The following is a 26,925-nucleotide window of genomic DNA, read 5'->3' on the forward strand; positions in this document are numbered from 1 at the left end:
TGCGATGCTTTTTAGACTGCCCGTGTTCGTGCTTATTGCGCGCTCAGCACTTGCTTAAGTGTTTGCCGTTCGGCCTCGGTGATCTTGGTTTTGTTTAAAAACGGCATGTCTTTGGTGTCGGTGGCGCGGGTAACGATCCGTTCTTTCCAACGCTCTACATCTTGCCACGTATCTAACATTACCCCGCCCTGAGCGGCGGTAAACATATCATCGGTGGTCGTGCGACTGTGGCAACTGGCGCAACGCTCACTGATGATTGCCATTGCTTGCTGTTGCGTTGCATTTAGGTCACCGAGTAACTCGTTGGCCTGCGGCACGGGCTTGGCTTGGCTGCCACCCCAGCTTAGAAATAACGCAAGAACAAATAAACCAATGGCGCCACTAACGATAATGCTCGGTTTGTGAATCCCCTGATGTTTGAGGTTAAAGAAATGGCGGATCCAAGCACTTAAACCAATAATTGCACACAAAATCAACCAGCTATGGGGATGCTGATAAATCATTGGGTAATGATTACTGATCATTAAAAAAATCACCGGTAGGGTAAGGTAGTTATTGTGCACCGAACGTTTTTTGGCTTCTAAACCTGGCGCTGGATCTACCGCTTCGCCTGCTGTTACCTGCGCCACCATCTGACGCTGGCCAGGAATAATCTTAACCCATACATTGGCAACCATAATGGTACCGATTAATGCGCCCATATGAATAAACGCGCCACGGCCGCTAAATACTTGGGTAAAGCCATAGCAAAACAGTGCGCCCAATACCACGAGCACTAGGCTCAGTAGCAAAGGTTTGTTAGCAATAGGCGAACGCAACAGCCCTTCATAGAGTAACCAACCACCAGCAATACCACCAACACCTAAGGCGACGGCTTGGCTAGCACTTAAGGCCATTATTTGCGGGTCAATTAAGTAGGCGTCGGCGCGTAGATAGTAAATCCAAAACAGCAATAAGGTGCCGCTTATCCAAGTGCTGTAGGCCTCCCATTTAAACCAGTGCAGTTTATTAGGCATTTTCTCTGGGCCTACCTGATACTTGGCTACTTCATAAAATCCTCCGCCATGCACGGCCCATAAATCACCTTTAATGCCTTTTTTAAGCTTCCAGTCTGGTGGTGTTCTTAGGTTGTTATCTAACCATACAAAGTAAAAGCTAGCACCGATCCACGCGATCCCGGCTATTACATGAAACCATTTAATAAATAGGGCTAACCATTCGTAAAGCTGTGGCCACATAACTCAATTCCTTTTTGATAAACTTGCTGTCCTGCAACATAGGTTTTGGCAATGACGCGGTCGTCACCCAACATATTGATGGCAAATAATTGTTCGCTTAAATTTGTGCTGCGTTGAATGCGTTGCGCTAGCATCGGGGTTGCGGCTAGATCTAACTCGATAAAGTCGGCCTCGGTGCCAATGTTTAGGTTGCCCACTTGATGGTCGATGCCCATGGTGTGGGCTGCCCCTTGGGTACATAAATATAAAGACTCAAACGGGCTCAAGCTGGTTTGCTGCATCTGGCAAACTTTATAGGCGTCGGCTTGGTTGGCAAACATGCTTAAACTCGTACCGCCGCCTACGTCACTGGCCAATGCGATGGGCACGCCATTGGCTTGTGCGCGTTGATAATTGAATAAGCCACTGCCTAAGAACAGGTTTGACGAAGGGCAAAAGCTGATGGCTGCGCCGGATTCACTTAAGGCAATATATTCACGATCGGTAAGGTGAATACCATGACCAAATAGTGCTTTATCTCGGACTAAGTCATGGGCTTCATAGACCGCTAAGTAATCAGAATGCTCAGGGAACAATTCATTAATCCACTGCACCTCACTGGGGTTTTCTGACAGGTGAGTTTGAATATAGGTATCGGGATGTTCGTTGGCCAATTGACCCGCTTTAGCCAGTTGTTGTTCACTGCTAGTTGGGGCAAAACGTGGTGTTATTGCGTAAAGTTGGCGGCCTTGTTTGTGCCAACGTTCGATTAATTTTTTACTGTCTCGGTAGCCGCTCTCGGGGGTGTCCCGCAATGCTTCAGGGCAGTTTCTGTCCATTAATACCTTGCCGCAAATCATTCGGGCGTTATAGGCTTCGGCAACGTCAAAGAAACTGTTTACCGATTGCGGGTGAACGGTTGCGTATACGCTGGCGGTGGTGGTGCCATGGGCAAACAGCTGATTCATGAAAAATTCTGCCTGGCCGCGCGCATAAGCCGCATTCACAAACTGTTGTTCGGCGGGAAAAGTATAGGTATTTAGCCAATCTAACAGCTGTTTACCAAAACTGGCGATAATCTCTACTTGAGGGTAGTGCACGTGGCTGTCAATTAAGCCCGGAATAATCAGCCCGCTGTGTTGCTCAATGCTAATATGCTCAGAATCAATATATTGCTGGTTTTGTTGTAGGTAATCGTTGGCTTCCCCAAAATACTCAATTATCCCATTACTGGTGACTAAAATAGCATCTTCAATATAGCTATAGTGTTCACTGGGATTAAGGGTTGTTTTAGCAAAATGCAGCATTTTTCCGCGATGGATTTGTAGTGCGTTCCCTGCTTTTTTCATTTTAACTGCCTCGGTACGTTGAGTAGCTAAAGCCACTTAACAACAAAGGAATGTGGTAGTGAGGCTGGGTCGACTCAGTATTAAATACCACATCAGCCAAGGGAAAAAAGCATTGCTGAAAATGGGCAAGGCAATAGGCCTCGGTAATAAAGCGTAAGCAGTAGCAATCGGGCGCTAGCTCCAACTGGTCAAACTTAACGCGGCCGTCTTGGTTAGTTTCACCCGTGGCTAAAGCTTGGTTTTCGCCAAAGCGAAACAGTTCTACCGGGATCCCTGTGGCGGGTTGTCCGCGGCTGGTGTCTAAAACGTGGCAACTTAAAGTACTCAAAATAAGTTCTCCATTCTTAATAGGCTAATCAGTTGTTGCTGCTGCGCAGCTATAGTCAGTTCTTGTTCGCGAGATTGACCAAGACGTTGGCGTAACATTACTAGCATTTGTTCGGCTGATTTACCGCTAGCACAAACAATAAAAATAAAGCCATAGCGGCTTAAGTACTGCTGGTTTAGCGTTAACAAATCTTGCAAAGTTTGTGCTTGAGCCTCACTCACTTGAGATTGCTCTGCTTGGCTTAAATGCTTGCCTTGGCTGTATTTTTTTTGTAGTGATGCAAGGTCACCAATCATCGGGTGGCCAGCAAATGCTTCCAACCAGTCACTTTCGTTGAGTGGAGCAAAGGCTTGCTTCGTCATCTCCAAAAGATGCTGTTTAGAATGAAACGGGCGTAACTCAGCCAAACCTTGTTGCCAGTGTTTACTGGTACAAATACTGGCCATTTCACTGACAAACTGGCTTGAGGGTAAGTTGTTTAAGGTTTCTAGTGCGGGTTCTAGTGCCTCTTTAGTCATCTGTCATTTCTCCAGCCAATTGTTTGCGTAATTGGTTACCTACCTGCCATTGTTGCTTTTTCTGCTTATTTGATGGTGCCTGCTGGTGACTTTGCAGCAAACTGATCAGCTGAGCCGAGATAGACACTGCTACCTGCATGGGCAGTTTCCCGCTCACTTCGCTTAAGCCAATTGGGCAGATCAGCTGATCAGCCCAACTGGGGTTGGTGAGCTGTTCCCGCAGGCGAAGGTCAAAGCGCTGGGCTTTGGTTTGTGAGCCAATTAAACCGACAAAGGCTAAGTCTTGACGCTGCAGCGCCGCTAGACTTAATTTGAAATCTAAGCCATGGTCTTGAGTTAAAATTACCACATAGCTATTGCTAGCAACGGCCTCTATTTGTTCTTCAGGCTGTGGGTGATAGTGGGTATTCACTCCCAAATCGGCGATAGAATCGAGCCATTGCTGTCGATTGTCTACCACCGTTACATGATAGGGCAGTTGGGCGAGTATTTGGCACAGTGCGTGGCTCACATGACCCGCCCCAAAAAGGGTGATATGTGGCTGATCAACCATGAAAAATTCAAACATCACTTGTACCGCGCCACCGCAACATTGAGCCAGATCAGCGGCCAAGGAAAACCGTTCTATTTGGCTTTGCTGGTTAGCATTATTTAGTTGCTCACGGGCATGTTTGATCACGCTAAGTTCTAAGTTTCCACCACCCAAGGTATCAAATTGTTGTTGCTTAGATATCACCATTTTAGCTCCGCCAGCACGGGGTACTGACCCCGCTTCAGCGATAATGGTGGCAATACAAAATGCTTGTTGCTGCTGCTTTAAGTATTGGCAGGCATCTAACCAGTTATTGGGCAGTAGGCTATTTGACCAATTCGGCATCTTGTTGCCCCTCCAAATAGTTAAATTGTTGCTGGCAAGCCATTAAAATTCGCTCGCCAGTCGCGGGAGCGTCTAATTGAGGGACTAGCTGATGTTGGCTAATCGCGGCGATGGCATCTCGAATGGCACACCAACTGCTAATGGCTAACATAAAGGGCGGCTCGCCGACTGCTTTAGAGCGATAGATGCTATGTTCGGGATTGGCTTGGTCGAACAGGGTAATGTTCATCTGTTTCGGGTAATCGCCAATGGTCGGGATCTTATAGTTCGCTGGGCTTTGGCTTAACAAACGGCCTTGTTCATTCCAGACTAATTCTTCTGTGGTTAACCAACCTAAGCCTTGGATAAAGGCGCCTTCAATTTGGCCAATATCAATCGCAGGGTTTAGGCTGGTGCCTACATCGTGCAAAATATCGACTCTGTCTAAGCTCATTTCTCCGGTTAGGGTGTCTATAGTGACTTCACTGACCGACGCACCTAGCGAGAAGTAATAAAACGGACGGCCTTGCGCTTGCTCTCGGTCGTACCAAATTTTTGGGGTTTTATAAAAACCGGTGGTAGACAGAGAAACGCGCTCCATGTAGGCAGCTTGAACAAGCTCTCCCCAGCTTAGCGAATCATCACCTAGCTGGACTTGTCCGTTTTTAAAGCTAATTTGTTCGGCACCTAGCTGGTATTGCTGTTGGGCAAAATCGATTAGGCGTTGTTTTAATTCAGTGGCGGCAATATGCGCTGCCATCCCATTAAGATCTGAACCTGAAGACGCGGCCGTGGGTGAAGTATTAGGCACTTTGTCGGTGCGGGTTGACGTGACTAATACATAGTCAACCGGAACTCCCAAGGTTTGAGCGACAATTTGTTGTACTTTAGTGTGTAAACCTTGGCCCATTTCGGTGCCGCCGTGATTTACCTGTATGCTGCCATCGGTGTAAATGTGCAGTAATGCGCCAGCTTGGTTAAGGTGTTTGGCTGTAAATGAAATACCAAACTTTACCGGGCAAAGTGCCAAGCCTTTTTTAAAGGTGGGGTTGCTGCTATTCCACTGATTTATTTGTTGGCGGCGCTGGCGATAGTTGGCGTTGCTTTCCAATTGTTGCATTAGCTCAAGCATTGCTTGATGTTGCTCCACCTCCATGCCGTAGTGAGTCGTGTGGTGTTGCTGGTTGTATAAGTTTTTATAACGAACATCTAAGGCATCTTGCTGAGTAGCTATGCTGATATCTTGCATGGCTTGTTCAATGAGTATCATCCCTTGTGGTCCACCAAAACCACGAAACGCAGTATGGGACACCGTGTCGGTTTTTAGACGATGGCCAACCACTTCTGCTTTGTTAAGGCTATAGGCGTTGTCACTATGAAACATCGCTCGGTCTACAATGGCGTCAGACAAATCAGGTGAATGGCCACAAAGCCCGTTTACTTCTAACTTGGCGCTTTCAATGAGACCGTCAGTACTTAAGCCTAATTGATAGCGGTTGTAGAAGGGGTGGCGTTTACCGGTGACAGCCATGTCTATACTGCGAGGCAGTCTCATTTTTACCGGCTTGCCTGTATGCCAACAACCTAAACTGGCTAAGCAGGCCCACTGAGCGGCTTGAGTCTCTTTGCCGCCAAAGCCTCCCCCCATGCGGCGCATGTCTACGGTGACTAGGTGAAAAGGAATTGCTAACACTTCAGCAATAAGTTTTTGTACTTCGCTGGGGTGCTGTGAAGAGGTATATAAGGTGATGCCTCTGTCTTCGGTAGGCACAGCAAGGCTCACTTGCCCCTCTAGATAAAAGTGCTCTTGGCCGCCGATGTTTTGCTCACCGCTCAGTTGTAATGGGCTAGTGGCGATATCAGCATCACTCACTGTTGTGCCCATTGTATGGCTTGGTCTTACCGTAGGACTTGGGTTGGCTGTTTTTTTGGCTTGTTCGGCGTTTAAGCAAATACTATCTGGCTCAGCATACTCGACAAGTTGTTGACTGGCGTCTTGGGCAATTTTCCACGCGAGTTGATGGCTGTTTGCCAACACTAAAGCGAGTGGTTGTTGGTGATAAGAAATATCAGTGTCACTAAGCAGTGGATCGCCTGGGAAAATAGGCCCTATATCTTGATGCCCAGGAATGTCGCTACAGCGCAATACGGCGACTACCTCGGGGTGTTGTTTTAGCTGGTCTAATTGTTGTTGGCTAATCTTACCTTTGGCAATACTGCTGGTTATTACCGCGCCGTGCAAACAACCCGCAGGGGTGATTTGGTCATCAACAAATAAGGCTTCACCAGCCACTTGTTTGGCTGCGCTTTCATGTTTAACTGATTGCCCAACCACTTGGCTTTGCCCTTGTTGGTGCAATTGCTGAGTTGTGAGTTTACGCATAAGCGGGCAACCTCGTTGGTAATTGATTGCAATATAAGTGGAAACGTTTCAGCAGGTTTTGTACCAATAATACTCGGTAAGCGGCGCTGGCTCGTACATCGTCAATCGGTTTTATATACAGTGGTACTTGCTGCTGCAGCTGTTTGAGCTTTTCGCTGGTGAACACATGGCCAACGAGGTGTTGCTCTAACTCACTTAATCGTACTGATTTTGCTGCTACGCCGCCCGCGGAGATAATGCACTGGCTGACCCGTTGCTGCTCATCAAGCTGCAGTGATACGGCTAATACTACGGTGGCAATATCATCTTCAAAGCGTTTACTTACTTTGTAAATTTGGTGTTTGGTTTCTGGTGCCAAATCGGGTAGGTGAACGGCACTGATCCATTGCTGTGGTTTTAATACCGTTTCTCGATAACCGGTGATGTAATCTTCAGGTGCGTGTACTTCGATATTACAGCCGTCGTCGACTTCAATTTTCCCGCTAAGGCTAATTAAGAGTGGGGCAATATCACCGATTGGTGAGGCATTGCCTAAACTGCCGCCTAAGGTGGCGCGGTGGCGAATAGTGATACTGCCTAGTCGTGCAAAAATCTCATCGGTGCTTGGGTAGTGTTGTTTCATGAATTGATGAACTTGATCAAGCGGTACGGCTGCACCTATTCGCCATCCACCATCAATCCGCTCTATGCTGCTAAGTTCAGGCATGGCGGTAAGATCGATGATCTTCTCGATGCTTTTCAGTTGCTGAGTCACTTCTAAGGCTAAGTCGGTGCCACCGCCTATCCATTTAGCATCGGGGTGGTTTTGTCGTATTTGTGCCAGTTCTGCTCGAGAATGGGGTTGCCAGTATTGTTCACTTTCAAGCTTAGGGCACTCGGCCATCCAATGTTGCACAACCGATTCTTGTTGCTGAATATGATCGTGCTGTGAGTGACTATTGGCCGACACTTGTTTAGCTGCTTCTATAAGCGGCCCGTAACCGGTGCAGCGGCATAGGTTGCCAGCTAAAAACTCTTCAGGGTGTTCAGGTTGCTTGTGTTGACGAGATAAGGCGTACAGCGACATGACAAAACCGGGAGTACAAAAACCACATTGGCTACCGTGGTGGTCAACGATGGCTTGTTGAACAGGATGCAGGTTTTGTCCCTGTTTTAGATATTCAACGGTGATAATTTGTTTGCCATGCAAGGAATGCAGAGGGGTAATGCAACTGTTGATTTGTTTATAGCTGAGCTCAGCTGATGCGGTGTTACTCACCATGACAACGGTGCAGGCGCCGCAATCACCGCTGGCGCAGCCTTCTTTCGTGCCGACTAAACCACTATGCTCACGCAGAAAGGTGAGTAGCATGGTATCTGCTGCTTGTTGGCTTAAGCTAACTACCTGATTATTAATCATTAGCTGTAACATATTTTCTCCTGCCTGCCTTATTAAGTTGTCCGTTCGGTCAGCTTTTTGGCCAAATTTTTTATTCTATTTAGTCGACGGTTTGATCTTCACTGCGATAAGCATAGGTATCGGCAAAGCGCGACAATATCCAATCACCCGCCGTGACGTCTTGGTACTGAGCCTGTTCACCTTCAGCTAAACAAGAGGCGAGGGTCGCCACCTTGGTATCAAAGTCAGGCTCTACAAAAAACGGCATAGAAAAACGCGTCGTTTGCTGAGTTGGGCTAGTGACACGGTGAGGCGTCGATTTATAACAATCGTTAGTCCAACGCTGCATTAAATCGCCAATATTTACCACAAAACTGTTTTCAACTGGGCTTGCGTCTAACCACTCGCCGTTGCGATCTTGTACTTGCAAGCCACCAATTTGATCTTGATACAGCAAGGTAATACAACCGTAATCGGTGTGTGCCCCTGCGCCGTTTTGTTGGCCTTGCTGTGGTGGGTAGTGAATCAGTCTTAATACACTTACCGGGCAGCCAAAGCTTTGACTGAAGAAATCTACAGGCAGTTGCAATGCGAGTGCCATTGCTTTTAGTATTTTGAGTGCAACTTGCATACTCAGTTCATATTGTTGCTGCATCAGTTGAATAAAGCCGTCAAGATTTGGGTACTGATTTGGCCCATATAATTGGCTACAACGTGCAACTTGCGGATGATAGGGGCTTAAATCTAAGGCCATATCAAAGGTTTCTTTGTAATCACTTGGTCCATTTGGGTCTAGCTTTTCAGCGCTGACTTGTCCCCAACCGCGGTGGTTACTTGAATGCTGTATATTAATGGTTTGTTTAATTGATTCAGGTAGCGCAAAAAACTGCTCGGCCATCGCTTTTACTTGGCTAAACTGTTCAGCAGGAATGCCATGACCGGTAACGTAGAAAAAGCCCGTATCTCGACAAGCCTTATCAATAGCATTGATCACACTTGTCCATTGGCTTTGGTCATCGTTATGTAAGGCACTAATATCGATGATAGGTAACGCTAAGGTCATATTGTTCCATCCTGGATGATTATACGGGTACTCGTTTAGTGAGTTTTTAGCGCTCTCACGCTAGGCTTAGAGAGCGCTATATAAGTCAAAAAAGTCAATTTACTTAGGAATGGTGGCGTCGATACCTTCTACGTACCACATGACTCCGGCTAACTCTTCATCGTTAAGGGTTTTGCCAGCAGGAATAACTTCTTCACCTTGGTTGTTATTCATAGGGCCTGTGAAGGGGTGGAATTCACCCGATTTTATCTTCGCTTCTGTTTCGCTAATCGCTACTTTAATATCATCGCTAAGCGCAGGATTGACCGACACTATTTGTAGGATATCTTCAGCAAAACCGCCCCAGTAATCTTCAGGCTTCCAAGAACCATCCATCACTTCTTGAACGGTACGAATATAATGAGGTGCCCACACATCACGTACTGAGAACATATGTGCAGTAGGGGCGAAGTGGCTCATGTCTGATGCTTGACCAATACCCATTTTACCGCGTTTTTCTGCAGCGATAAGTGGAGCTGGGCTGTCGGTATGCTGCAAGATAATATCTACACCTTGATCCATTAACGCATTGGCCGCGTCTGCTTCTTTACCTGGATCGTACCAAGTATTTACCCAAACAATTTTAATCTCTACGTCTGGGTTTACACTTTTAGCTGCTAAGTAAACAGAGTTAATATCACGAATCACTTCAGGGATTGGGAAAGAGGCTATGTAACCAATCACGTTAGTTTTGGTGGCCATGCCTGCAGCAATACCCGACACATAACGACCTTCATAGGTCCGCAATACGTAAGTTGATACGTTTTTAGAGCGTTTGTAGCCAGTGGCGTGCTCAAAACGCACTTTAGGGAATCTCTTCGCTGCTTTAATCGTTGGGTTCATGAAACCAAATGAGGTCGTGAAAATCACATCGTGGCCTGATTTGGCTAGTTGAGTAATCACGCGCTCGGCGTCAGCACCTTCAGGCACGTTTTCTACAAAGGTTGTTGATACTTTACCCGCGAAATGTTTTTCCATTTCAATGCGACCTTGGTCATGCTCATAACTCCAGCCGTGGTCTCCTACAGGGCCTACATACACAAAGCCCACTTTTAGTGGTTCATCAGCGGCCATGGTGGTTGGGGCGATTAATAAGCTAGTTACAGCAAAGGCGGCTGCGCTTATCCATTTATTTAGTTTCATTAAGAACTCCGTTTCTCTATATCGGCGTTTAGGGTTGTGATAGTGGTAGCAAAAAGCTGGCCACTTGGTCATGTTTTTTGATTTAAGTCAAAAAACCACGTTAACACAAGCTTTGTTGTAATTAGATATCCTAATTGTAAGCAAAGCCACGATTTGAGTTTGTTACTTAATGGTGCAAGATGTTAAGTGCTCGCACCAAGGCTAAGCATTATAGCTCGCTTTTGACGTCAATTAATCATAGTTGATGTAAGCGATATGTTGATGATTTGTTGTTTGTAAGCCGCTGCTTGTGGTGTTTTGTGGTTATGTTCCCAATAGCGATTAACTTGGTTGGCAGGCAATTTGCCTAATTAAGCTGACTTTGTGGTCAGGTTTTTCTGGTTGCATAACGGATATATAGACAGGGAGCGAGTATGAGTAGCGATAATGAGACCGCAGTATCAAAGGATTTGATCTATCAATTGCATGACCGCCCGCCAGCCGCACAGGCCTTTTTTGCAGGCTTACAACATGTACTGGCGTGTTTTGTGGGTATTATTACGCCAACGTTAATTATTGGTGGAGTATTAGGCTTAGGTGAGCATATTCCATACTTAATTAGCATGGCGTTAATCGTGTCGGGAGTAGGCACTTTTATTCAGGCAAAAAAAATCGGCCCGGTAGGGGCTGGGATGATTTGTGTGCAGGGGACTAGCTTTGCATTTTTAGGTTCAGTATTGGCTGCAGGGTTTATTGCTAAAGGCCAAGGTGGAGGCCCTGAAGAAATTTTATCACTGATATTTGGCGTTTGTTTTTTAGGTGCCTTTATAGAGATATTTTTGTCACAAGTACTGATAAAAATGAAGAGAATCATCACTCCATTGGTTACCGGCATCGTGATAACTATTATCGGTATTTCACTGATAAAGATCGGTATGACTGACTTGGCCGGTGGTTTTAAAGCGTCTGATTTTGGCAGTATGCAGAACCTAAGTTTAGGCGCCATTGTATTACTGACCATTATCGTATTGAATCGCTCTACTAATCCTTGGTTACGCTTATCTGCGATTGTGATTGGCCTAATTGTAGGGATGGTTATTGCAATATTTATGGGTAAAGTCGACTTCTCTTCAGTACTGTCTCAGCCTTTAATTAGTGTTCCGATGCCGTTTAAGTATGGCTTCTCATTTGATTGGGTGGCATTTTTGCCAGTAGCGATTATTTACTTCATTACCGCGATTGAATCTGCGGGTGATATCACCGCCAACTGCGCCGTATCGCAACAGCCAATTAAGGGCGATTCTTATTTAAAACGCGTTCGCTCAGGGGTACTTGCTGATGGGGTAAACTCATTGATTGCCGCGACCTTTAATACTTTCCCAAACACCACCTTTAGCCAAAATAATGGGGTTATTCAGCTTACCGGTGTTGCCAGCCGCTATATTGGTTTTTATATTGCCGCCATTTTGGTAGTACTTGGTTTATTCCCTATTTTGGGCGCAGTACTGCAGCAGATCCCAAAGCCTGTATTGGGTGGCGCGACCTTGGTTATGTTCGGTACTGTTGCCGCAGCAGGCATAAAAATCTTAGCCAGCGATGAGCTAAATCGACGAAAACTGTTGATCATGGCGGTGTCGTTTGGTGTTGGGCTAGGCGTTACCATGGTGCCTGATCTCCTGCAGCATGCGCCAAAGTTAGTACAAAACATCTTTGGTTCGGCGGTTACCTCGGGTGGTTTAACGGCAATTTTACTTAGCTTACTGTTACCAGAAGAACGCAGTGAGACAGTGGCTAAAGTCGACAAAGCTGCGCAACATTCCGCAGCGTAAAGGCCGGGTTGGCTTTTTAAACGTTGCTTAATGTTTAGGCTTTTGGCAAAATTGCGGCAGGTGCTAAGGGGCGCCTGCCCGCCAAGAGGAACTCACCCTTAACTTTTATTATTACTTCATTAAGACACTGTATGTCATTCTGAATATTGTTTTGCGGGGAACAGACTATTATTTAGGAACATAGAGATGTTATCCCCAGTTGAAGAACTTAAGATCCGCAGTAAAATTTTGCTTAAACAGCAACCCACTGCTAACTCGCCTTTACTTGCACTAAGTAAAGGCAAAATACCACAGCTTAAACACGCCTTATTATTTGTGGCTCGCCAAAGCGGATTTAATGATTGGCAACACGCCTTAACCATATTGTCTTGTGAGCAATCGTTAACTGAGCAACAAGATAGTGGTAAGTTTTGGTATGCCCAAGCGAGCATGACACTGCTTAACCATTGGTGTGCTAATTACCAAGAAGCGTTAACATTACAAGCTCAAAAAGGGGGCGTAGTCTTACCTTATAAAAAGCAATTTGTAGTGGCTGATAGTCGTTTTTTGCAAAGCTTAGGTTTAGCCGCCAACGACCCATTGTGGGAATCGCTTAAATACAATTGGTGCCAAGGCCCGCAAGCGATTCGCCAACAGCTAGCTTATAAGCGCTTGTTAGCGATGCAATTAGCCCCTTATAAAGCCTGTTAATTGGATACTAAACGTTTAAACTCTTCACTAAGTAAGCGTTCTTCTTGGTGTTCAGGCTAAATCGCCACTGCATTTGATCTACTTTGCCTATGCAGTGGTTTGAATGCCTTAGTATGGACCTTAATTGGCGAGCGATGCTCGCCAAACTTCTCTGTTAAGGAACTTACATGTCAAAGAAAATTTATTGTATCGCTATGTTTAAACCCAAAGCGGGCAAACTCAACCAGCTGTTTGAAGTGCTGCAAGGGCTAGAGCCAAACACACTCCGTGAAGACGGTTGCATCCAATACACGCTAACACGCCAAATTGATAACCCTTTTGCTACTGGTACTGGTTACCCGATTGCTTTTCAAGAAATTTGGGCCGATAAAGATAGCTTCGAAGCGCACTGTCAGCGCCAAGAAATTAAAGACTTTTTTCAAGCCCAATGCGTTGCAGAAAGCGGTTTTGTTGAAGATGCCAATGTATGCGTATATAGCGATGAGCCAGAGAACTACGATGCGCCAGTGTTGGTGAAGTAGTTCAAACCTCAATTAACCTTATTTAAAATCGGTTATTGGCTCGGGCTTGTGAATAGCATGTTTACAGCACTCATCTTGTTCTTAGTATCAATGTGTTTAGCATGGCGTTATATTAGCTAACACTATATGGGCTAAACAGCTGTTGTGTAACCGCTATCACTAAGGAGAGAGCGCAATGTCTATAACCTTAGCTTTTGATGTTTACGGCACACTCATCGACACGCATGGCATTGACTGCTTGCTGGAAAAGCTTGCGGTAAAAAATGTCACTGAGTTTTCTCAAACGTGGCGAAATAAGCAGTTAGAGTATTCGTTTCGCCGCGGCTTAATGCAACATTATCAAAGCTTTGCTGTATGTACTAAAGATGCCCTCGATTACACTTGCCGCTTTTATAAGGCGGCATTAACCACAGCCCAAAAACAGCAACTTTTAGATGCTTACAAAACCCTACCTGCATTTGACGATGTGCCAGCGGCGTTAAGCCAATTGAAAGACAGTGATATCAAAATGTATGCGTTTTCTAATGGTAGCTTAGCAGCAGTTGAACAATTGCTTGAGAGTGCCGGCATTAAGCATTTATTTGATGGCGTGGTAAGCTGCGAATCGCTTCAATCATTTAAACCTAACCCTGCGGTTTATCGCCATTTCTTGCAACAAGCCAAAGCCTTAGCGAGCGATACATGGTTAATTTCGAGTAACCCCTTTGATGTTATCGGTGCTATTTCTTTTGGGATGCATTCAGCTTGGGTGCAGCGCAGTGAACAGGCCATCTTTGACCCTTGGGGAATAGAGCCAACAACAGTGGTAAAAAGCCTTAGTGAGCTAAACGTCAATGTATTTAGTATCAACCAGCAATGTTGAAAAACGGACTAAATCATTGGCTAATCGCACTATGGGATCACTCGTGACGTTGGCTGTTTGCGAGACTCATGTGATGAGTTAATTGTTACTCAAGGTGCCAACGGTTGATTGCTTTAGGTGCTGTTCTTGTAATTCTTCGAGCCAATGTCGATGGTAAGTCCTAAACTGATTAGACATAAAATACTTAGTTAACCAAGTTAAACCATTTCGTTGAGTAGATTCGGTAATAACTCGACAACCTTTGCTTGTGGGCTCAATTAACCAAGCATGATACATATCTACAGCACCCATTTTTCCTTTCCAGGCAAGTTGTTTATGAGGCGTAAATTCAACCACAGTACATTTGAATGCTGCTCTTTTGGTTTTCCAATAAAATTGAGCATTTTTAGCCAATTCAATGCCATCGCCATTGATGATTTGAACTGAGGTTGAGCTATGTTTCCATGTTGGCCAGCAGGGCGCATGAACTAAACAATGCCAAACCTCTTCAGCGCTGGCTGATATATCTAGCTGATTTTTAATATGTATTTGAGAGTTTTTAGGGTGATAGTAATCAGGCCAGATAATTCCTTTCTTATTGAGCATGCTGTTTCTCTCGATAGACTAAACATTTCAATATTAGTACTTATGGTGACATTTAACGAACTGTTCAAGATCTCGTTGTTGTGTGAGCTTGACTAGGCTAGCGCGTTGAGTGTAGAAGCATATTCAACAAAACTGTCACTCATGCTGGTGGCCAGATCTTGGTGGTCCCAAGAATTAAGCAAGGCGTGGTAGCCTTCTTTGCCTGCAAGCGTGTAGGCCGATGATACACCGCGATAGGCGTGTTGTTCTTTTACCGCTATCCACTCGCCTTGCTGACATATCTTAATATTTTTGACTCGCTGACCTTGAGGTTGCTCGCCATTGTATTGATAGCGTAGCCGATAGAAATAAGGAAAACTGCCATCGCCAGTCCCTACTATGCCATTGTTGTAGGCGTTATCTATGGCACCTTCAATCACACTGGCTAAATCTTCACCTTTGATTAAATAGCTGACTAAGGCTATCTCGAAGGGCAGTAAACGACCACAAATTTCTGCTTTTGTCAGTGGCCCTGCCTTGAGTGATACACGAACACCACCGGCATTGTGTAAGGCAAAATCTGTAGGACTATGTTTGTTGGCGATTTGGTAAAAGCCTTTACATACCAAGGGAGACACTTCACTGCCTAAGGGGTAATCATGATTAGGTAGTCGAGTATGCAGCAGTGGTGTGGGCAAAGTGGTAATGATTTGCTCGCGCATTTGTTCAACCACAGGGCGATAATCTCGGTCAATTATTTGCTTAATTTGCGGGTCTTCGGGGAAATGACTAAATAAATGGCTGCGGCTGACATAGTCATTAATCTGTTGGCGCAGCTCGTTGCTTACAACTTGCTCATTGGCAAAGGCTTGCCAATCGTCTGCGAGTAGAAATGACACCCCGCCAGTCAAGCCAGTTACTTTACCTTGATGGTCAAACGTCAGTTTTTCTAGGCCTATTGATTCGGCATGTTTTCCGGCTTGCAAGATTAAACAATCATTAACCCATTGAGGCGCTTGTTCAGTAGAACTGATGCCAAGCTCGCTGAAATCTCCGGTAAGGGTATGCGAATGTCCGCCGACAATCACGCTTATGCCATCAACAGCCTTAGCCAGTTCTACATCACCGTGGTATCCCAGGTGGCTCAGTACCAGGATATGATTAATCCCTTGTTGGTGGAGGTGCTCGATGGTGGCTCGGGTGGTTTGTATGGCATTGAGAAAATGGCAATCGGCGTCTGGGCAGCCAATATTATGCATTTGGTCATGGGTAATACCGACAATGGCTAACTGTTTGTCTGCTAGGGGTTTAAGCAGGTATTGAGCAATTTGGCGCTGATTGTCAAAACGATAGAGGTTGTTATGGGGGGCGAGAGGATGGGCTTTGTTTTGATCCTCTTGGCTTAGGTCCATGTTGCCTGCCAGTAAGGCAAAGTTAGCTTGCTCGATAAACTGCGCAACGGGGGCATTACCTAAATCAAATTCATGGTTACCAATCGTTAAGGCATCAGGGGCCAATAGATTAAGTAAACGAGCATTGGCCAAACCCTTAAATTGACTGAAATATAAACTGCCTTGAAAACTGTCGCCAGCATGCAGTAGCAATGAATCTGCACCTTGTTGCTTGGCTAATTGGCGCTGAGCCTTAACTGCGGAAGCTATTCGTGCATAACCGCCACAATGGGCATCTATTTGATACTCGGTGTCAGCAAGCTTGAGCTTGAAGTGCAATAGTGACGATTCAAAGTGTGAATGGGTGTCATTGATATGAGCCAAGTACAACGAGTAGGACATAAGGTAGGGGGCCTCCTAACATGGGGAGCTCATGATACGCGAAAAAGTCACGGTGTAAGCCACTTGATTAAGTAAAAAACCAAGCCGATGGTGAATCAGCTTGGTTTACGTGTCACTAAAATGAGGGTTTAGTGGATCCTTGAATCAAAGGGTTTAGCCAAGCTCATCGGTGCAGCGAGTTTTTGACGCAATGGGTTAGAGCTAATAATCACCATTACTACAATGGTGGCTACATAAGGCAGCATAGCTAATAGGTTGGGTGATATAGTAAAACCAATACCTTGCATCACTAAATGCAAAATAGACGCTACACCAAATAAGTACGCGCCCACCATTAAGTAACCCACTCGCCATGAGGCGAATACGACGAGCGATAGTGCAATCCAACCACGGCCCGCGGTCATGTTTTCCATCCACATTGGGGTGTATGACAATGACATATAGGCGCCCGCAAGGCCGGCAAAAGCACCGCCAACTAATACCGCAATATAGCGAACTTTAATTACTTTTATACCCAGGGCATTCGCTGAGTAGGGGTTTTCACCTACCGCGCGTAAGGTTAGCCCGGCGCGGGTTTTATTGACAACCCACCAGCAAATACCCACTAAAGCAAAGCTGCCGTAGACTAAAATGTCATGATTGAAAAATAGCGGACCAATAAAGGGAATATCGCTAAGCAAAGGGATCGCAATCGCTTTAAATCCAACCACGGTAGAGCCCACTAAGTTAACGCCTAAGAAGGCACTTAAACCGGCTCCAAATATGGTTAAGGCTAAGCCTGTAGCCACTTGGTTGGTATTGAGGTTGAGGGATAACAGACCAAAAATGGCTGCCATGGTCATTCCGGCGATGATCGCTAACAATAAACCCAAGGCTAAACTGCCACTAAAATACGCGCCAGCAAAACCTGCCATTGCGCCCATTAACATCATGCCTTCTTGACCTAGGTTGAGTACCCCTGATTTTTCGCAGATTAATTCGCCTAAGGCGACCAGTAATAGTGGCGTGCCGGTTTTAATCGCAGCCACTAAGATTTGTTGAAAAAGTTCCATATCCATTAGGCTGTTCCTTGCTTAGTTTCGGTGGCCGTTGGTTTACTGCTTTGTGCCACGCGGGTGGTGGGTTTCCAAATGATTTTGTAATTAATCAGGAAGTCACAAGCGAGCAAGAAAAAGAGCAATATCCCTTGGAAAAGCCCGGTAATCGCGGTGGGCATACCTAGCTCTATTTGTGCTAAATCACTACCCATGTATAAGGTACCCATGAAGAAGGCGGCGAAAATAATTCCAAAGGGATTTAGCCTGCCAAGGTAAGCCACAATAATGGCCGCATAACCATAACCAGGAGAAATTTGCGGGATAAGCTGACCAATTGGGCCGGTCACTTCGGCAACCCCTGCAAATCCAGCCAAAGCGCCGGCACTTAACATGACACTCCAGATAATAAATTTGCTGCTGTAGCCTGCGTAACGTGCCGCTGGTTGGTCAGAGCCAAACACTCTTAATTGAAACCCCGGTAGAGTGCGGTACAAAATTATCCCGGAGCCAATGGCAAAGATAACCGCCAAAATAATGCTGATTGAGGCTCGGCCATCTTCCATAATGGTAGGTAGCAATACAGAATCAGCAAAAATAGCCGATTCGGGGAAGCCAAAGCCATCAGGGTCGACTAATGGACCGTGTACACCCCAAAGCAGCAAGTACAAGCCGATATAGTTGAGCATAATGGTAGTAAGAATAAGGTTGGTGTGAAATAACTGATGTAACAAGGTAGGGATAGCCGCCCACAACATGCCGGCTATAGCTCCGGCAATAAGGGTAATGGCTAACCAACCATAGCCACTATCGTCGCCAGCTTGCAGCGCAAAGTAACTGCCCACTAAGGCACCTACTAACAGCTGCCCCTCTGCGCCAATGTTCCAAATATTGGCTTTATAACAAAGGGCCAAACCGGTTGCGCATAATAGTAGGGGAGTGGTTTTCACCATTAACTCACCCAAGTTATAACTATCGCTAAGCGGATCAAGAATGAATACTCTAAATGCTGTGGCGGGATTAATATCTAACGACAGAAACATCACGCTGGAGACGAGCATGGTTAACACAATCGCAATTACTGGCGACATCCAAGACATTAATTTAGATGACTCTAAACGTGGTTGAGTTCTAAGCATGTTGCTGCTCCTCCTCTGGGGTGTCGTGATCGATAAAGCCACCCGCTATCCACTTACCTATTTGTTCTATATTGGTTTGTTCGGTGCGTACCGCCTGCGATATTTTCCCTTCGTAAAGCGCCGCTATTCTGTCTGAGATCATAAATAACTCGTCGATATCTTCTGAGACCACTAATATTGCTGCGCCGCGATCGCGCAGTTCAATTAATTGGCGATGAATTGAGCTTGCTGCACCAATGTCTACTCCCCATGTTGGGTGAGCACAAATCAGGATTTGTGGGTCTTGGTCGACCTCTCGACCAATAATGAATTTTTGTAAATTTCCCCCTGATAAGCTTTTAGCTTGGGAGTGAGCGTTATGACATTTAACATCATTGTGGTGAATAATTGACTTGGCAAGTTCCAGTACCTTGTGAGGCAAAATCAGGCCTTTTTTAACCAAACCTTTGCGCGCGCTGGTTAACAGGGTATTGTCGGCCAAGCTCATATCTGGCACCGCACCTTGGCCTAATCTGTCTGCCGGCACATAACTCATGCCTAGCAAGCGTCGCTCACCGGCGTTTAATTTACCTACTTTACGGCCGTTCATGATAATGCTGGCAGCGTCGGCTCGAGTATCTTCTCCGCTTAGTGCTTCCAGCAAATCTTCTTGGCCGTTGCCTGCAACTCCTGCTATGCCTAAGATTTCACCGCTGTGTAGGCTAAGATTTACCTTGTTGAGTCCAGTACCAAAAGGATTGGTCGGTTCAACAGATAAATTAGTTGTCACTAACAGTTCATCAGAACCAATGGTTTTCTCGTAGCGCTCTGATAACACCGCATCACTGCCTACCATCATGCGAGCGATAGAATCAGGCGTTTCATTGGCGGGGACACATTCACCGCTTACTTTACCGCCGCGTAAAATAACCGCTCGGTCGCACAGAGAGGTCACTTCTTTTAGCTTATGACTAATAAACAAAATGCTACAGCCTTCGCTGGCTAAGGTACGTAATACTTTAAATAAACCGGCTACTTCTTGTGGTGTAAGCACCGATGTTGGTTCGTCAAGGATCAGTAGTTTTACGTTTTGGATTAAGCAGCGCAGGATTTCTAAGCGTTGACGTTCGCCAATACTGAGGTTATGTACGTAACGGTCAGGGTCTACTTTTAGCTCATAGGCGGCACTTAATTCAACAATTTTTGCGCGTAAGGCCGCTTTGTCTTTCACGACCCCAGCGTCTAGGCTCAATTCAATGTTTTCTTGCACAGTGAGGGTTTCAAACACTGAGAAATGTTGAAAGACCATACCAATGCCCATGGCACGAGCCATATTGGGCGAGCTTATTTTAACTTCCTTGCCATGCCATAATAATCCGCCTTCGTCGGCTTGTACTACGCCATAAATCATTTTTACTAAGGTCGACTTACCAGCGCCATTTTCACCCAGCAGGGCAAGAATTTCACCTTTTTCTAAGCTAAGGCTTACCTTGTCGTTGGCTAATACACCGGGGTATCTTTTAGATACCTGCCATAGCGCTAACAATGGTTCGTGTTGTTTCATTATGAGTCCATTCGATATCTGTATGGTTTTCTTTAAGTCAATATCATTGCCATGTTCAATCGTTTGATTGAGCACTGGGTAATATGCAATCCTAAAAAACAATGCATAAATCTGACCACTTGTTCAACTTTATAGGTGTAGCGTAAAAGTTGCATTTGTTGAATATTTGTTGTGCTCGATTGGTGCGTAGTATGGCAAGTTTTGTGACATATTGGTGCAAAATATTGCTTTATATTAAACAAACATAGTACTAGTGATTTACCAATTAATACTTAATAATAACTTTATATACGGACTATATAACAGATACACCGCAACAAGGAGAGTGAATAAGCATGGCAAAAGCGACGACAGCTCAAAGCGGCACCATTAGAAAAAAGAACGAGAAGCTCATTTTAAAGGCGGCCACAAACGAGTTTGTGAAACACGGTTATCAAGGCACATCGTTGCAAGCCATTGCAGACAGGGCGGAGTTACCCAAAGCCAATATTCTTTACTATTTCAAATCTAAGCAGGGCTTATATACGGTATTGCTCGAAGATATCCTGGCAATGTGGAACGATGCTTTTGAAAACACCACCGCTGACGATGACCCCGCGATTGCCATTAGCGCATATATTCGCTCAAAAATGCGTTATAGCCGCAGCCACCCTAAAAGCTCGCGTATCTTCGCGATGGAAATTATCCAAGGCGCACCAAACCTAAAAGACCAACTGCAAGCGCCAGTTGTCGTATGGGCAAAACAAAAATCTACGCTTATTCAAGCATGGATTGACCAAGGTAAAATACAAGCCGTAGAACCGTTAAATCTACTGTTTCTGATTTGGGGGGCTACCCAGTTCTACGCTGATTTTGATACCGAGATCCGGCTGATTCATGGCAAGGCCTTAAGTAATAAAGAGTTTGCTAGCGCAGAGCAAAACTTGATTGATATTGTGGTTCGAGGTCTAGGGCTTAAGGTTTAGCGTTAGAAAGTGAGTGTTATTAATACTGATTTAACTTGATTAGTTGGTCAAGAAATTGCTTGTTGGTTAAAGCATATTTATAACGACAAGTTATTAAAGGAAATAGACAAACGCAATGCCTTCTAATAAACCAAGCACTAACCAAGCTCTTTGGATAAAAAACCCATTAGCGGTATTTAGTGGTGCTATTTCAGGGGCCGACGCAGAGCGAGATTTACGCGGTGGGGTCGTGGTTAAAGGTACCACCATCGTTGAATGTGTCGCAGCAGGGCAACAACCGATTACCCCCATCGACCAGCAACTCGATGCTAGTGACATGGTGCTGCTCCCCGGCTTAATTAATACCCACCACCATTTTTACCAAACGTTGACGCGCTGTTTACCGGCGGCAATTAATCAGCCTTTGTTTCCTTGGTTAAAAACGTTGTACCCCATTTGGAGCGGACTGACACCCAAGCATATTGAGTTGGCGACAGAAATTGCCTGTTGGGAATTAATGCTAAGTGGTGCCACCACGGTGGCCGATCACCATTACGTGTTTAACCATGCCTTAAGCGAGGCGATAGACATTCAAGCTGAAGTTGTTGGGCGTTTAGGTGTTCGCGCCACCTTAACCCGGGGTAGCATGAGCTTGTCACAAAAAGATGGCGGTTTGCCGCCTGATTCAGTGGTGCAAACTGAACAGCAAATTTTAGATGATAGCTTAAGGCTCACCAAGGCTTATCACGATGCCAGCGAAGGAAGTATGCTGCAATTGGCATTAGCGCCTTGCTCGCCTTTTTCAGTGACCGAATCCCTAATGAAAGAAACGGCTTTGTTGGCTAAGCAGCAAGGGGTTCGGCTGCATACCCATTTAGGTGAAACCATCGATGAAAATGATTTTTGTCTGCAAAAACTCGGTATGCGCCCGGTAGATTACCTTGAGCATTGTGGTTGGATGGGGCCGCAAACGTGGTTGGCTCATGGCATCCATTTTGATCAAGCAGAAATACAACGCTTAGGTGCTGCACAGATTGGTATCGCCCATTGCCCCACCTCTAACATGGTGTTGGCATCGGGCATTTGTCCCACCTTAGATTTAGCGGCTGCGGGTTGTCATGTTGGTATGGCAGTGGATGGTTCAGCCTCTAATGACAGCTCTAATATGATTCAAGAATTACGTCATTCATTAATGCAGCAACGATTGCGTTATCGCGCCGATCAAATTACCCACCATCAAGTACTCAACTGGGGGACTCAAGGCAGTGCCGCAGTGCTGGGGCGTGAAGATATTGGCGTGTTGGCTCCTGGCAAGCAAGCAGACCTAGGGCTGTATAAGCTGGATGGGCTCAATTTTTCCGGTGCTCATGACCCATTGGCAGCCCTGATTTTGTGTGGCGCTAGCCAAGTGAACAAACTGATGGTGGCGGGTAAATGGATTATTGAAAATGGCGATGACACCCGCGCGCAACTAAACCAACTTAAAGCAAAACACCACCAATTAGCCAAGCAATTGGTGGCGTAAGGATAACTATGAGCGATAAAAAACAGCCTAACAACCCATACCCGCGTGACTTAGTCGGATATGGACAACACCCGCCCCACGCTAATTGGCCAAATAACGCCAAGATTGCCTTACAATTTGTGATTAACTTCGAAGAGGGCGGTGAAAATTGCGTATTGCATGGTGATACTCATTCAGAGCAGTTTTTGTCAGAAATTGTGGGGGCTACCGCCTACCCAGACCGCCACCTCAGTATGGAATCGATTTATGAGTATGGCAGCCGAGCAGGATTTTGGCGTTTACATCGATTATTTACTCAACTCAATATTCCGGTGACGGTGTTCGCTGTAGCCATGGCCTTGCAACGCCATCCGCAGGCGCTTGCTGCCATGCTAGACGCCAACTGGGAAATCGCCAGTCATGGCTTACGTTGGATCCATTACCAAGATTTCACTGAACAGCAAGAGCTAGAACATATGGAGCAAGCTATTGCTATTCATCAGCAACTCACGGGTGCTAAGCCTAAAGGCTGGTATACCGGCCGTACTAGCCCTCATACCCTGAAGTTACTGGCAGAACGAAACGACATTTTGTATTGCGCTGATAGTTATGCCGATGACCTACCTTATTGGGATAAGAACTACAGTAAACCACTGTTAATGGTGCCCTATACGCTAGATACCAATGACATGCGTTTTGCTACGCCACAAGGCTTTAACAGTGGCGAACAATTTTATCAGTACCTAAAGGATGCTTTTGACGTTCTTTACTTTGAAGGGGAAACCGCGCCCAAAATGCTCAGTATTGGCTTGCATTGCCGAATTATTGGCCGCCCAGCGAGATTGGCCGCTCTGCAACGTTTTATTCAGTATACCCAGCAGTTTGAAGAAGTGTGGTACGCCACGCGAGAGCAAATTGCCGAGCATTGGTTAGCCGAGCAGGGCACGAAGTAAGCGATGTCGACCCCATTAATCTCTTTACAGGGCAGCCCAATAAAAAACAGCACTCAAATAGTGCTGTTTTAGTGTTGTTATGGTGCACTGAAGGGCTCAGCCCCCGAGTAATTCATGATCTTTAGGTAATTGATGGGCTAACCAAAGTACTAACTTGTGGCGCATCTCAGGACCGGTGATTTTGTCTTTAGGCAGTGGAGTTAAGCGTTTATCTTCGGCTAGCAGCATATACAGCGCCTCTACCTTGTCTTTCTCTGAAATACCAGGAGGGAACTTAGCAAAACCGCGTTGTAAGGCGTATACCTCACCAATTTGTATGGCCTTCTTTAAAAGCTGTGCTTCGTGTTTATACTTTTTCACTAAAGGTCTCGCTGTATCTAAAATATGCTATCAAACATACGGTAAAGCGTAGCCTAATAACAGTGCTTTCATCACTAAATGTAAGCTATGGCACTCGCATTTTTTTAGTTGCTGAAAAAATCAACAGCGAGTGTTTGAGGATACTGACTTTGCCTAAACCAGCCATTAGCCATATTAAAAATAACCAGGCCTTGGGAGGCGTCAACGGCTTCGCCCGGAACGCAGGTTTCAGCTCGCCAACCCCAATTAAGGTTGGTTAACTGTAGCATTAATGTTCTGTAGCCGTTAAAATCGCGCGCTATTCTGGCCAGTCAAGTTAGCCCAAGTATTTAAGTGAGTGTAGTCGTATGAGCAGAAAGATAGAGTTATTAGCCCCCGGTGGTGATGTAGAAGCCATCAAAGCGGCGGTAATCGCGGGCGCTAATGCAGTGTATTGTGGTCTAGATACCTTTAATGCCCGCAACCGAGCATCTAATCTTTCTTTCGACGACTTATTGGGTATTTTACGCTTAGCACATAAGTACGACTGCGAAGTGTTTTTAACTCTCAATGTGGTGATTCTTGAACACGAAATACCACAAATGGTTAAGTTGTTGAATAAGCTTGTTAACTCGGGCATCGATGGCATCATTGTTCAAGACTTGGGAATGTTCAATTTAGTTAAAAAGTATTTCCCCACTTTGGATATACATGCTTCTACTCAGCTTACTTCGCACAATGAAGGCCAAATTGAATTCTTGGCCAAGATTGGTGCTTCGCGGGTTAATTTGTCGCGCGAGTTAAACCTTGGCGAAATAAAAACGCTTACCGCATTAGCGCACCAGCACGAGGTTTTAACCGAAGTGTTCGTGCATGGCTCATTGTGTATTGCCTTCTCTGGTCAGTGTTACTCAAGCTCTGTGAGCGTAGGTAACTCTGGGAACCGCGGCCGCTGCAGTCAAGCGTGTCGAGATGAGTACGAAATTACCAACGCTGGTAACCGCTTCCCGCTTAACTTAAAAGATAACTCTGCTTATTTTGATTTGCCGCAGTTAGTGGACGCGCAAGTGGACTCGCTAAAAATTGAAGGCCGAATTAAAGGTGCTCATTACGTTTACACTGTCGTCGACAGCTGGCGTAAACAAATCGATAAATTTGTAGCAACCGGCCAGTTATTAGCGGACGACTCAAACTTGCATCGAGTATTTAACCGTGATTTCACCAACTCTTTTTTACACGGTCATCTTACCAAAGACATGTTTATCGACAATCCGCGTGACCACAGCCCGCAATATGCAGTAGATAAATACAATGCTATTTCGGTAGTGCAAATTCAAGAAGCGAAAAAAGAGCTACATGCCGAGCGCAACGAAATCGGTGAAGAGTTAGCCGAGAAAATAAAATACTTAAGTATTGCGAAGCAACCCTTGGTAATGGCTTTTTCTGGCAGTTTAAATCAGCCCTTACGTTTAACCATGACCATTGGCGATAACGATAAAGTACATCAGCTAGAAACGCCTTCACCATTAGCCGTTGCAGGCAAACAAACGCTTGACCAAGCGCTGTTAGAAAAACGCTTCAAAAACTTCGCTAGTAACGACTTTAGTCTTGAAGAATTTGATTGTCGTGAACTAGGCGAGAATTTAAGCCTACCATTTAGAGAGTTAACCGAGTTAAAGAATCAAGCTGCATTTTTGTTGAATAACTCAGTGGCGGTGGTGCCTGCAGTTGAAGTTCCCCCCCTAGAACAGCACCCAAGAAATACTGGCAAGCCTAGTATGTCGATATTGATTGCTGATGAGAAAGACTTACATTTATGTGAGCTAACCTCGTCTGATGTGTACTTCAAGTTGCCTGAAAGCTTTAAGAAAGGCTGTAATAAATTCATTGATATTTTCTTACGAAACCCACGTTTAATACCGTGGTTTCCTGCAGTACTTATTGGTAAAGATTACCTAGAAGCGGTGCGCTTGTTGGAGCAAGTTCGCCCAGCGAGGATTGTGAGCAACAATACCGGCGTAGCATTTAAAGCCTATGAAATGGGGATTGAGTGGATTGCGGGTCCGTTTTTAAATACCACTAACTCTTATGCTTTGCTTACATTAAAAGAAGAACTAAATTGTGCGGGCGCGTTTATTTCTAACGAAATTAATCGTATGCAAATTAGAAATATTACTCGCCCCGATAACTTCAAAATGCTCTATAGCATTTATCACCCCATCTTAATGATGACTAGCCGGCAATGTTTCTTCCAGCAAACCGTAGGGTGTAAAAAACCAAGTATTGAAGACGGCTGTATGCTTAAGTGCGAAAAAGCCACTACTATCACTAACGTTAAAGGTGTGTCGTTTGCGGTTGATAAACAAAAGGGCGGTTACCCAAGTATTTACAACCACGAGCAGTTTTTAAACGTTGATATTGTGAGTGATTTGGCTGGGCAGTTTGACGAGTTCTTTATAGACCTTACTAACATTGGGGCTGGCTCCAAAGCCGAGCTAGATAAAGCCTTTCTAGTGACCCAGTTTGACGCGTTCTTGAAGGGTGACCAACAAGCCCAGCAACAGCTTAGCGAAATAGTGAGCATTTCTACCAATGCTCAGTATAGCCAAGGTTTGTAAGCTCGCTTATATACTTCCTCGCAGAACCCCCTCGCTGAAATGACCGCCAGCGGGGGACTCGGTTCCAATGATTTGGTAGTGACGCTCAGCATTTACCGATACTTTTGCCCACTTTGAAGCCTTGACTCTGGTTTGATGACGCTCAAATGCGACTTTATCGGTAAACACTTCATACACCTCAAATCGCAGCGGATTAATTTCACATTGGCTAACTTCAAATGTGACGCAGCCTACTTCAGCTTGGGTTAAGCGCAGGTGATTGATGGGCTCAGCGTTCACCGCATCAAGATCCGCTGATGGAACAAGGATAACCCCCCTCAATATAAGTTGGGTCATGGT

Annotated in this window: 24 protein-coding genes; 8 read left to right on the forward strand and 16 right to left on the reverse strand. The window is 45.4% G+C overall.

Features of this window, described 5'->3' with window-relative positions; translation table 11 throughout:
- Positions 1-32 precede the first annotated feature (32 nt).
- The 9 genes from ACVFI8_RS19120 to ACVFI8_RS19160 all read right to left on the reverse strand — a co-directional run bounded on the left by ACVFI8_RS19120 (position 33) and on the right by ACVFI8_RS19160 (position 10,274).
- Entirely contained in the window at positions 33-1,238 is a 1,206-nt protein-coding gene (locus tag ACVFI8_RS19120; RefSeq protein WP_248712005.1) for a urate hydroxylase PuuD, read from the reverse strand.
- Positions 1,211-2,566, reverse strand: coding sequence for a guanine deaminase (guaD, locus tag ACVFI8_RS19125; RefSeq protein WP_457872342.1), 1,356 nt, complete (start codon positions 2,564-2,566; stop codon positions 1,211-1,213). Before guaD ends, ACVFI8_RS19120 begins: the two co-directional genes overlap by 28 nt.
- Before the next feature lies 1 nt (position 2,567).
- The gene (uraH, locus tag ACVFI8_RS19130) at positions 2,568-2,894 is read right to left on the reverse strand and encodes a hydroxyisourate hydrolase (RefSeq protein ID WP_457872344.1); all 327 of its coding nucleotides are present in this window, start codon (positions 2,892-2,894) and stop codon (positions 2,568-2,570) included.
- Positions 2,891-3,412, reverse strand: coding sequence for a 2-oxo-4-hydroxy-4-carboxy-5-ureidoimidazoline decarboxylase (gene uraD / locus ACVFI8_RS19135; protein WP_457872345.1), 522 nt, complete (start codon positions 3,410-3,412; stop codon positions 2,891-2,893). The genes uraH and uraD overlap by 4 nt, the downstream gene beginning before the upstream one ends.
- Positions 3,405-4,289 (reverse strand): xanthine dehydrogenase accessory protein XdhC, encoded by an 885-nt coding sequence (gene xdhC / locus ACVFI8_RS19140; RefSeq protein ID WP_457872346.1) that lies wholly within the window; start codon positions 4,287-4,289, stop codon positions 3,405-3,407. Before xdhC ends, uraD begins: the two co-directional genes overlap by 8 nt.
- The gene (xdhB, locus tag ACVFI8_RS19145; protein WP_457872347.1) at positions 4,270-6,651 is read right to left on the reverse strand and encodes a xanthine dehydrogenase molybdopterin binding subunit; all 2,382 of its coding nucleotides are present in this window, start codon (positions 6,649-6,651) and stop codon (positions 4,270-4,272) included. The genes xdhC and xdhB overlap by 20 nt, the downstream gene beginning before the upstream one ends.
- On the reverse strand, positions 6,644-8,062 hold the full coding sequence (gene xdhA / locus ACVFI8_RS19150; protein ID WP_248711999.1) for a xanthine dehydrogenase small subunit: 1,419 nt from the start codon (positions 8,060-8,062) through the stop codon (positions 6,644-6,646). Before xdhA ends, xdhB begins: the two co-directional genes overlap by 8 nt.
- 67 nt (positions 8,063-8,129) lie before the next feature.
- Positions 8,130-9,092, reverse strand: a complete 963-nt coding sequence (locus ACVFI8_RS19155) for an isopenicillin N synthase family dioxygenase (protein WP_248711998.1) — start codon at positions 9,090-9,092, stop codon at positions 8,130-8,132.
- A gap of 99 nt (positions 9,093-9,191) precedes the next feature.
- A complete protein-coding gene (locus tag ACVFI8_RS19160) occupies positions 9,192-10,274 on the reverse strand; it encodes a BMP family ABC transporter substrate-binding protein (RefSeq protein ID WP_248711997.1) in 1,083 nt (360 codons plus the stop codon).
- A 413-nt stretch (positions 10,275-10,687) separates the two neighbouring features.
- Between ACVFI8_RS19160 and ACVFI8_RS19165 the strand changes: the two genes are divergently transcribed.
- From ACVFI8_RS19165 to ACVFI8_RS19180, 4 genes are all read left to right on the forward strand, one after another.
- Positions 10,688-12,082 carry a nucleobase:cation symporter-2 family protein gene (locus tag ACVFI8_RS19165; protein ID WP_457872349.1) on the forward strand — a complete coding sequence of 465 codons (1,395 nt, stop codon included), beginning with the start codon at positions 10,688-10,690 and terminating at the stop codon, positions 12,080-12,082.
- Positions 12,083-12,268: 186 nt separating this feature from the next.
- Positions 12,269-12,772 carry a hypothetical protein gene (locus ACVFI8_RS19170; protein WP_457872350.1) on the forward strand — a complete coding sequence of 168 codons (504 nt, stop codon included), beginning with the start codon at positions 12,269-12,271 and terminating at the stop codon, positions 12,770-12,772.
- Positions 12,773-12,939: 167 nt separating this feature from the next.
- The gene (locus ACVFI8_RS19175; RefSeq protein WP_248711994.1) at positions 12,940-13,293 is read left to right on the forward strand and encodes a putative quinol monooxygenase; all 354 of its coding nucleotides are present in this window, start codon (positions 12,940-12,942) and stop codon (positions 13,291-13,293) included.
- A gap of 175 nt (positions 13,294-13,468) precedes the next feature.
- Positions 13,469-14,155, forward strand: a complete 687-nt coding sequence (locus ACVFI8_RS19180) for a haloacid dehalogenase type II (RefSeq protein WP_248711993.1) — start codon at positions 13,469-13,471, stop codon at positions 14,153-14,155.
- A gap of 78 nt (positions 14,156-14,233) precedes the next feature.
- On the opposite strand, the gene ACVFI8_RS19185 is transcribed toward ACVFI8_RS19180, so the two are convergent.
- The 5 genes from ACVFI8_RS19185 to ACVFI8_RS19205 form a co-directional block, all read right to left on the reverse strand.
- Positions 14,234-14,740, reverse strand: coding sequence for an SRPBCC domain-containing protein (locus tag ACVFI8_RS19185; protein WP_457872351.1), 507 nt, complete (start codon positions 14,738-14,740; stop codon positions 14,234-14,236).
- 92 nt (positions 14,741-14,832) lie between these two features.
- Complete coding sequence (locus ACVFI8_RS19190) at positions 14,833-16,512, reverse strand: bifunctional metallophosphatase/5'-nucleotidase (protein WP_248711991.1); 1,680 nt, start codon at positions 16,510-16,512, stop codon at positions 14,833-14,835.
- A gap of 128 nt (positions 16,513-16,640) precedes the next feature.
- Positions 16,641-17,570, reverse strand: coding sequence for an ABC transporter permease (locus ACVFI8_RS19195; RefSeq protein WP_248711990.1), 930 nt, complete (start codon positions 17,568-17,570; stop codon positions 16,641-16,643).
- Complete coding sequence (locus ACVFI8_RS19200; RefSeq protein ID WP_248711989.1) at positions 17,570-18,685, reverse strand: ABC transporter permease; 1,116 nt, start codon at positions 18,683-18,685, stop codon at positions 17,570-17,572. Before ACVFI8_RS19200 ends, ACVFI8_RS19195 begins: the two co-directional genes overlap by 1 nt.
- The gene (locus tag ACVFI8_RS19205; protein ID WP_248711988.1) at positions 18,678-20,228 is read right to left on the reverse strand and encodes an ABC transporter ATP-binding protein; all 1,551 of its coding nucleotides are present in this window, start codon (positions 20,226-20,228) and stop codon (positions 18,678-18,680) included. Before ACVFI8_RS19205 ends, ACVFI8_RS19200 begins: the two co-directional genes overlap by 8 nt.
- Before the next feature lie 335 nt (positions 20,229-20,563).
- On the opposite strand from ACVFI8_RS19205, the gene ACVFI8_RS19210 reads away from it, so the two are divergent.
- The 3 genes from ACVFI8_RS19210 to puuE all read left to right on the forward strand — a co-directional run bounded on the left by ACVFI8_RS19210 (position 20,564) and on the right by puuE (position 23,629).
- Entirely contained in the window at positions 20,564-21,193 is a 630-nt protein-coding gene (locus tag ACVFI8_RS19210) for a TetR family transcriptional regulator C-terminal domain-containing protein (RefSeq protein ID WP_457872353.1), read from the forward strand.
- 115 nt (positions 21,194-21,308) lie between these two features.
- Positions 21,309-22,697 carry an 8-oxoguanine deaminase gene (locus ACVFI8_RS19215; protein ID WP_457872354.1) on the forward strand — a complete coding sequence of 463 codons (1,389 nt, stop codon included), beginning with the start codon at positions 21,309-21,311 and terminating at the stop codon, positions 22,695-22,697.
- Between the two features lie 8 nt (positions 22,698-22,705).
- Positions 22,706-23,629: an allantoinase PuuE gene (gene puuE / locus ACVFI8_RS19220; RefSeq protein ID WP_457872355.1), complete on the forward strand. Its 924-nt coding sequence runs from the start codon at positions 22,706-22,708 to the stop codon at positions 23,627-23,629.
- Positions 23,630-23,725: 96 nt separating this feature from the next.
- Here the strand turns inward: puuE and ACVFI8_RS19225 are convergent, their stop codons facing one another.
- A complete protein-coding gene (locus tag ACVFI8_RS19225) occupies positions 23,726-23,989 on the reverse strand; it encodes a DUF5062 family protein (RefSeq protein ID WP_457872356.1) in 264 nt (87 codons plus the stop codon).
- A 347-nt stretch (positions 23,990-24,336) separates the two neighbouring features.
- Between ACVFI8_RS19225 and ACVFI8_RS19230 the strand changes: the two genes are divergently transcribed.
- Positions 24,337-26,586, forward strand: a complete 2,250-nt coding sequence (locus ACVFI8_RS19230; RefSeq protein WP_457872357.1) for a peptidase U32 family protein — start codon at positions 24,337-24,339, stop codon at positions 26,584-26,586.
- Between the two features lie 6 nt (positions 26,587-26,592).
- Here the strand turns inward: ACVFI8_RS19230 and ACVFI8_RS19235 are convergent, their stop codons facing one another.
- The gene (locus tag ACVFI8_RS19235; RefSeq protein WP_457872358.1) at positions 26,593-26,922 is read right to left on the reverse strand and encodes a putative quinol monooxygenase; all 330 of its coding nucleotides are present in this window, start codon (positions 26,920-26,922) and stop codon (positions 26,593-26,595) included.
- Positions 26,923-26,925 lie beyond the last annotated feature (3 nt).

The organism is Agarivorans sp. MS3-6, assembly GCF_054112545.1.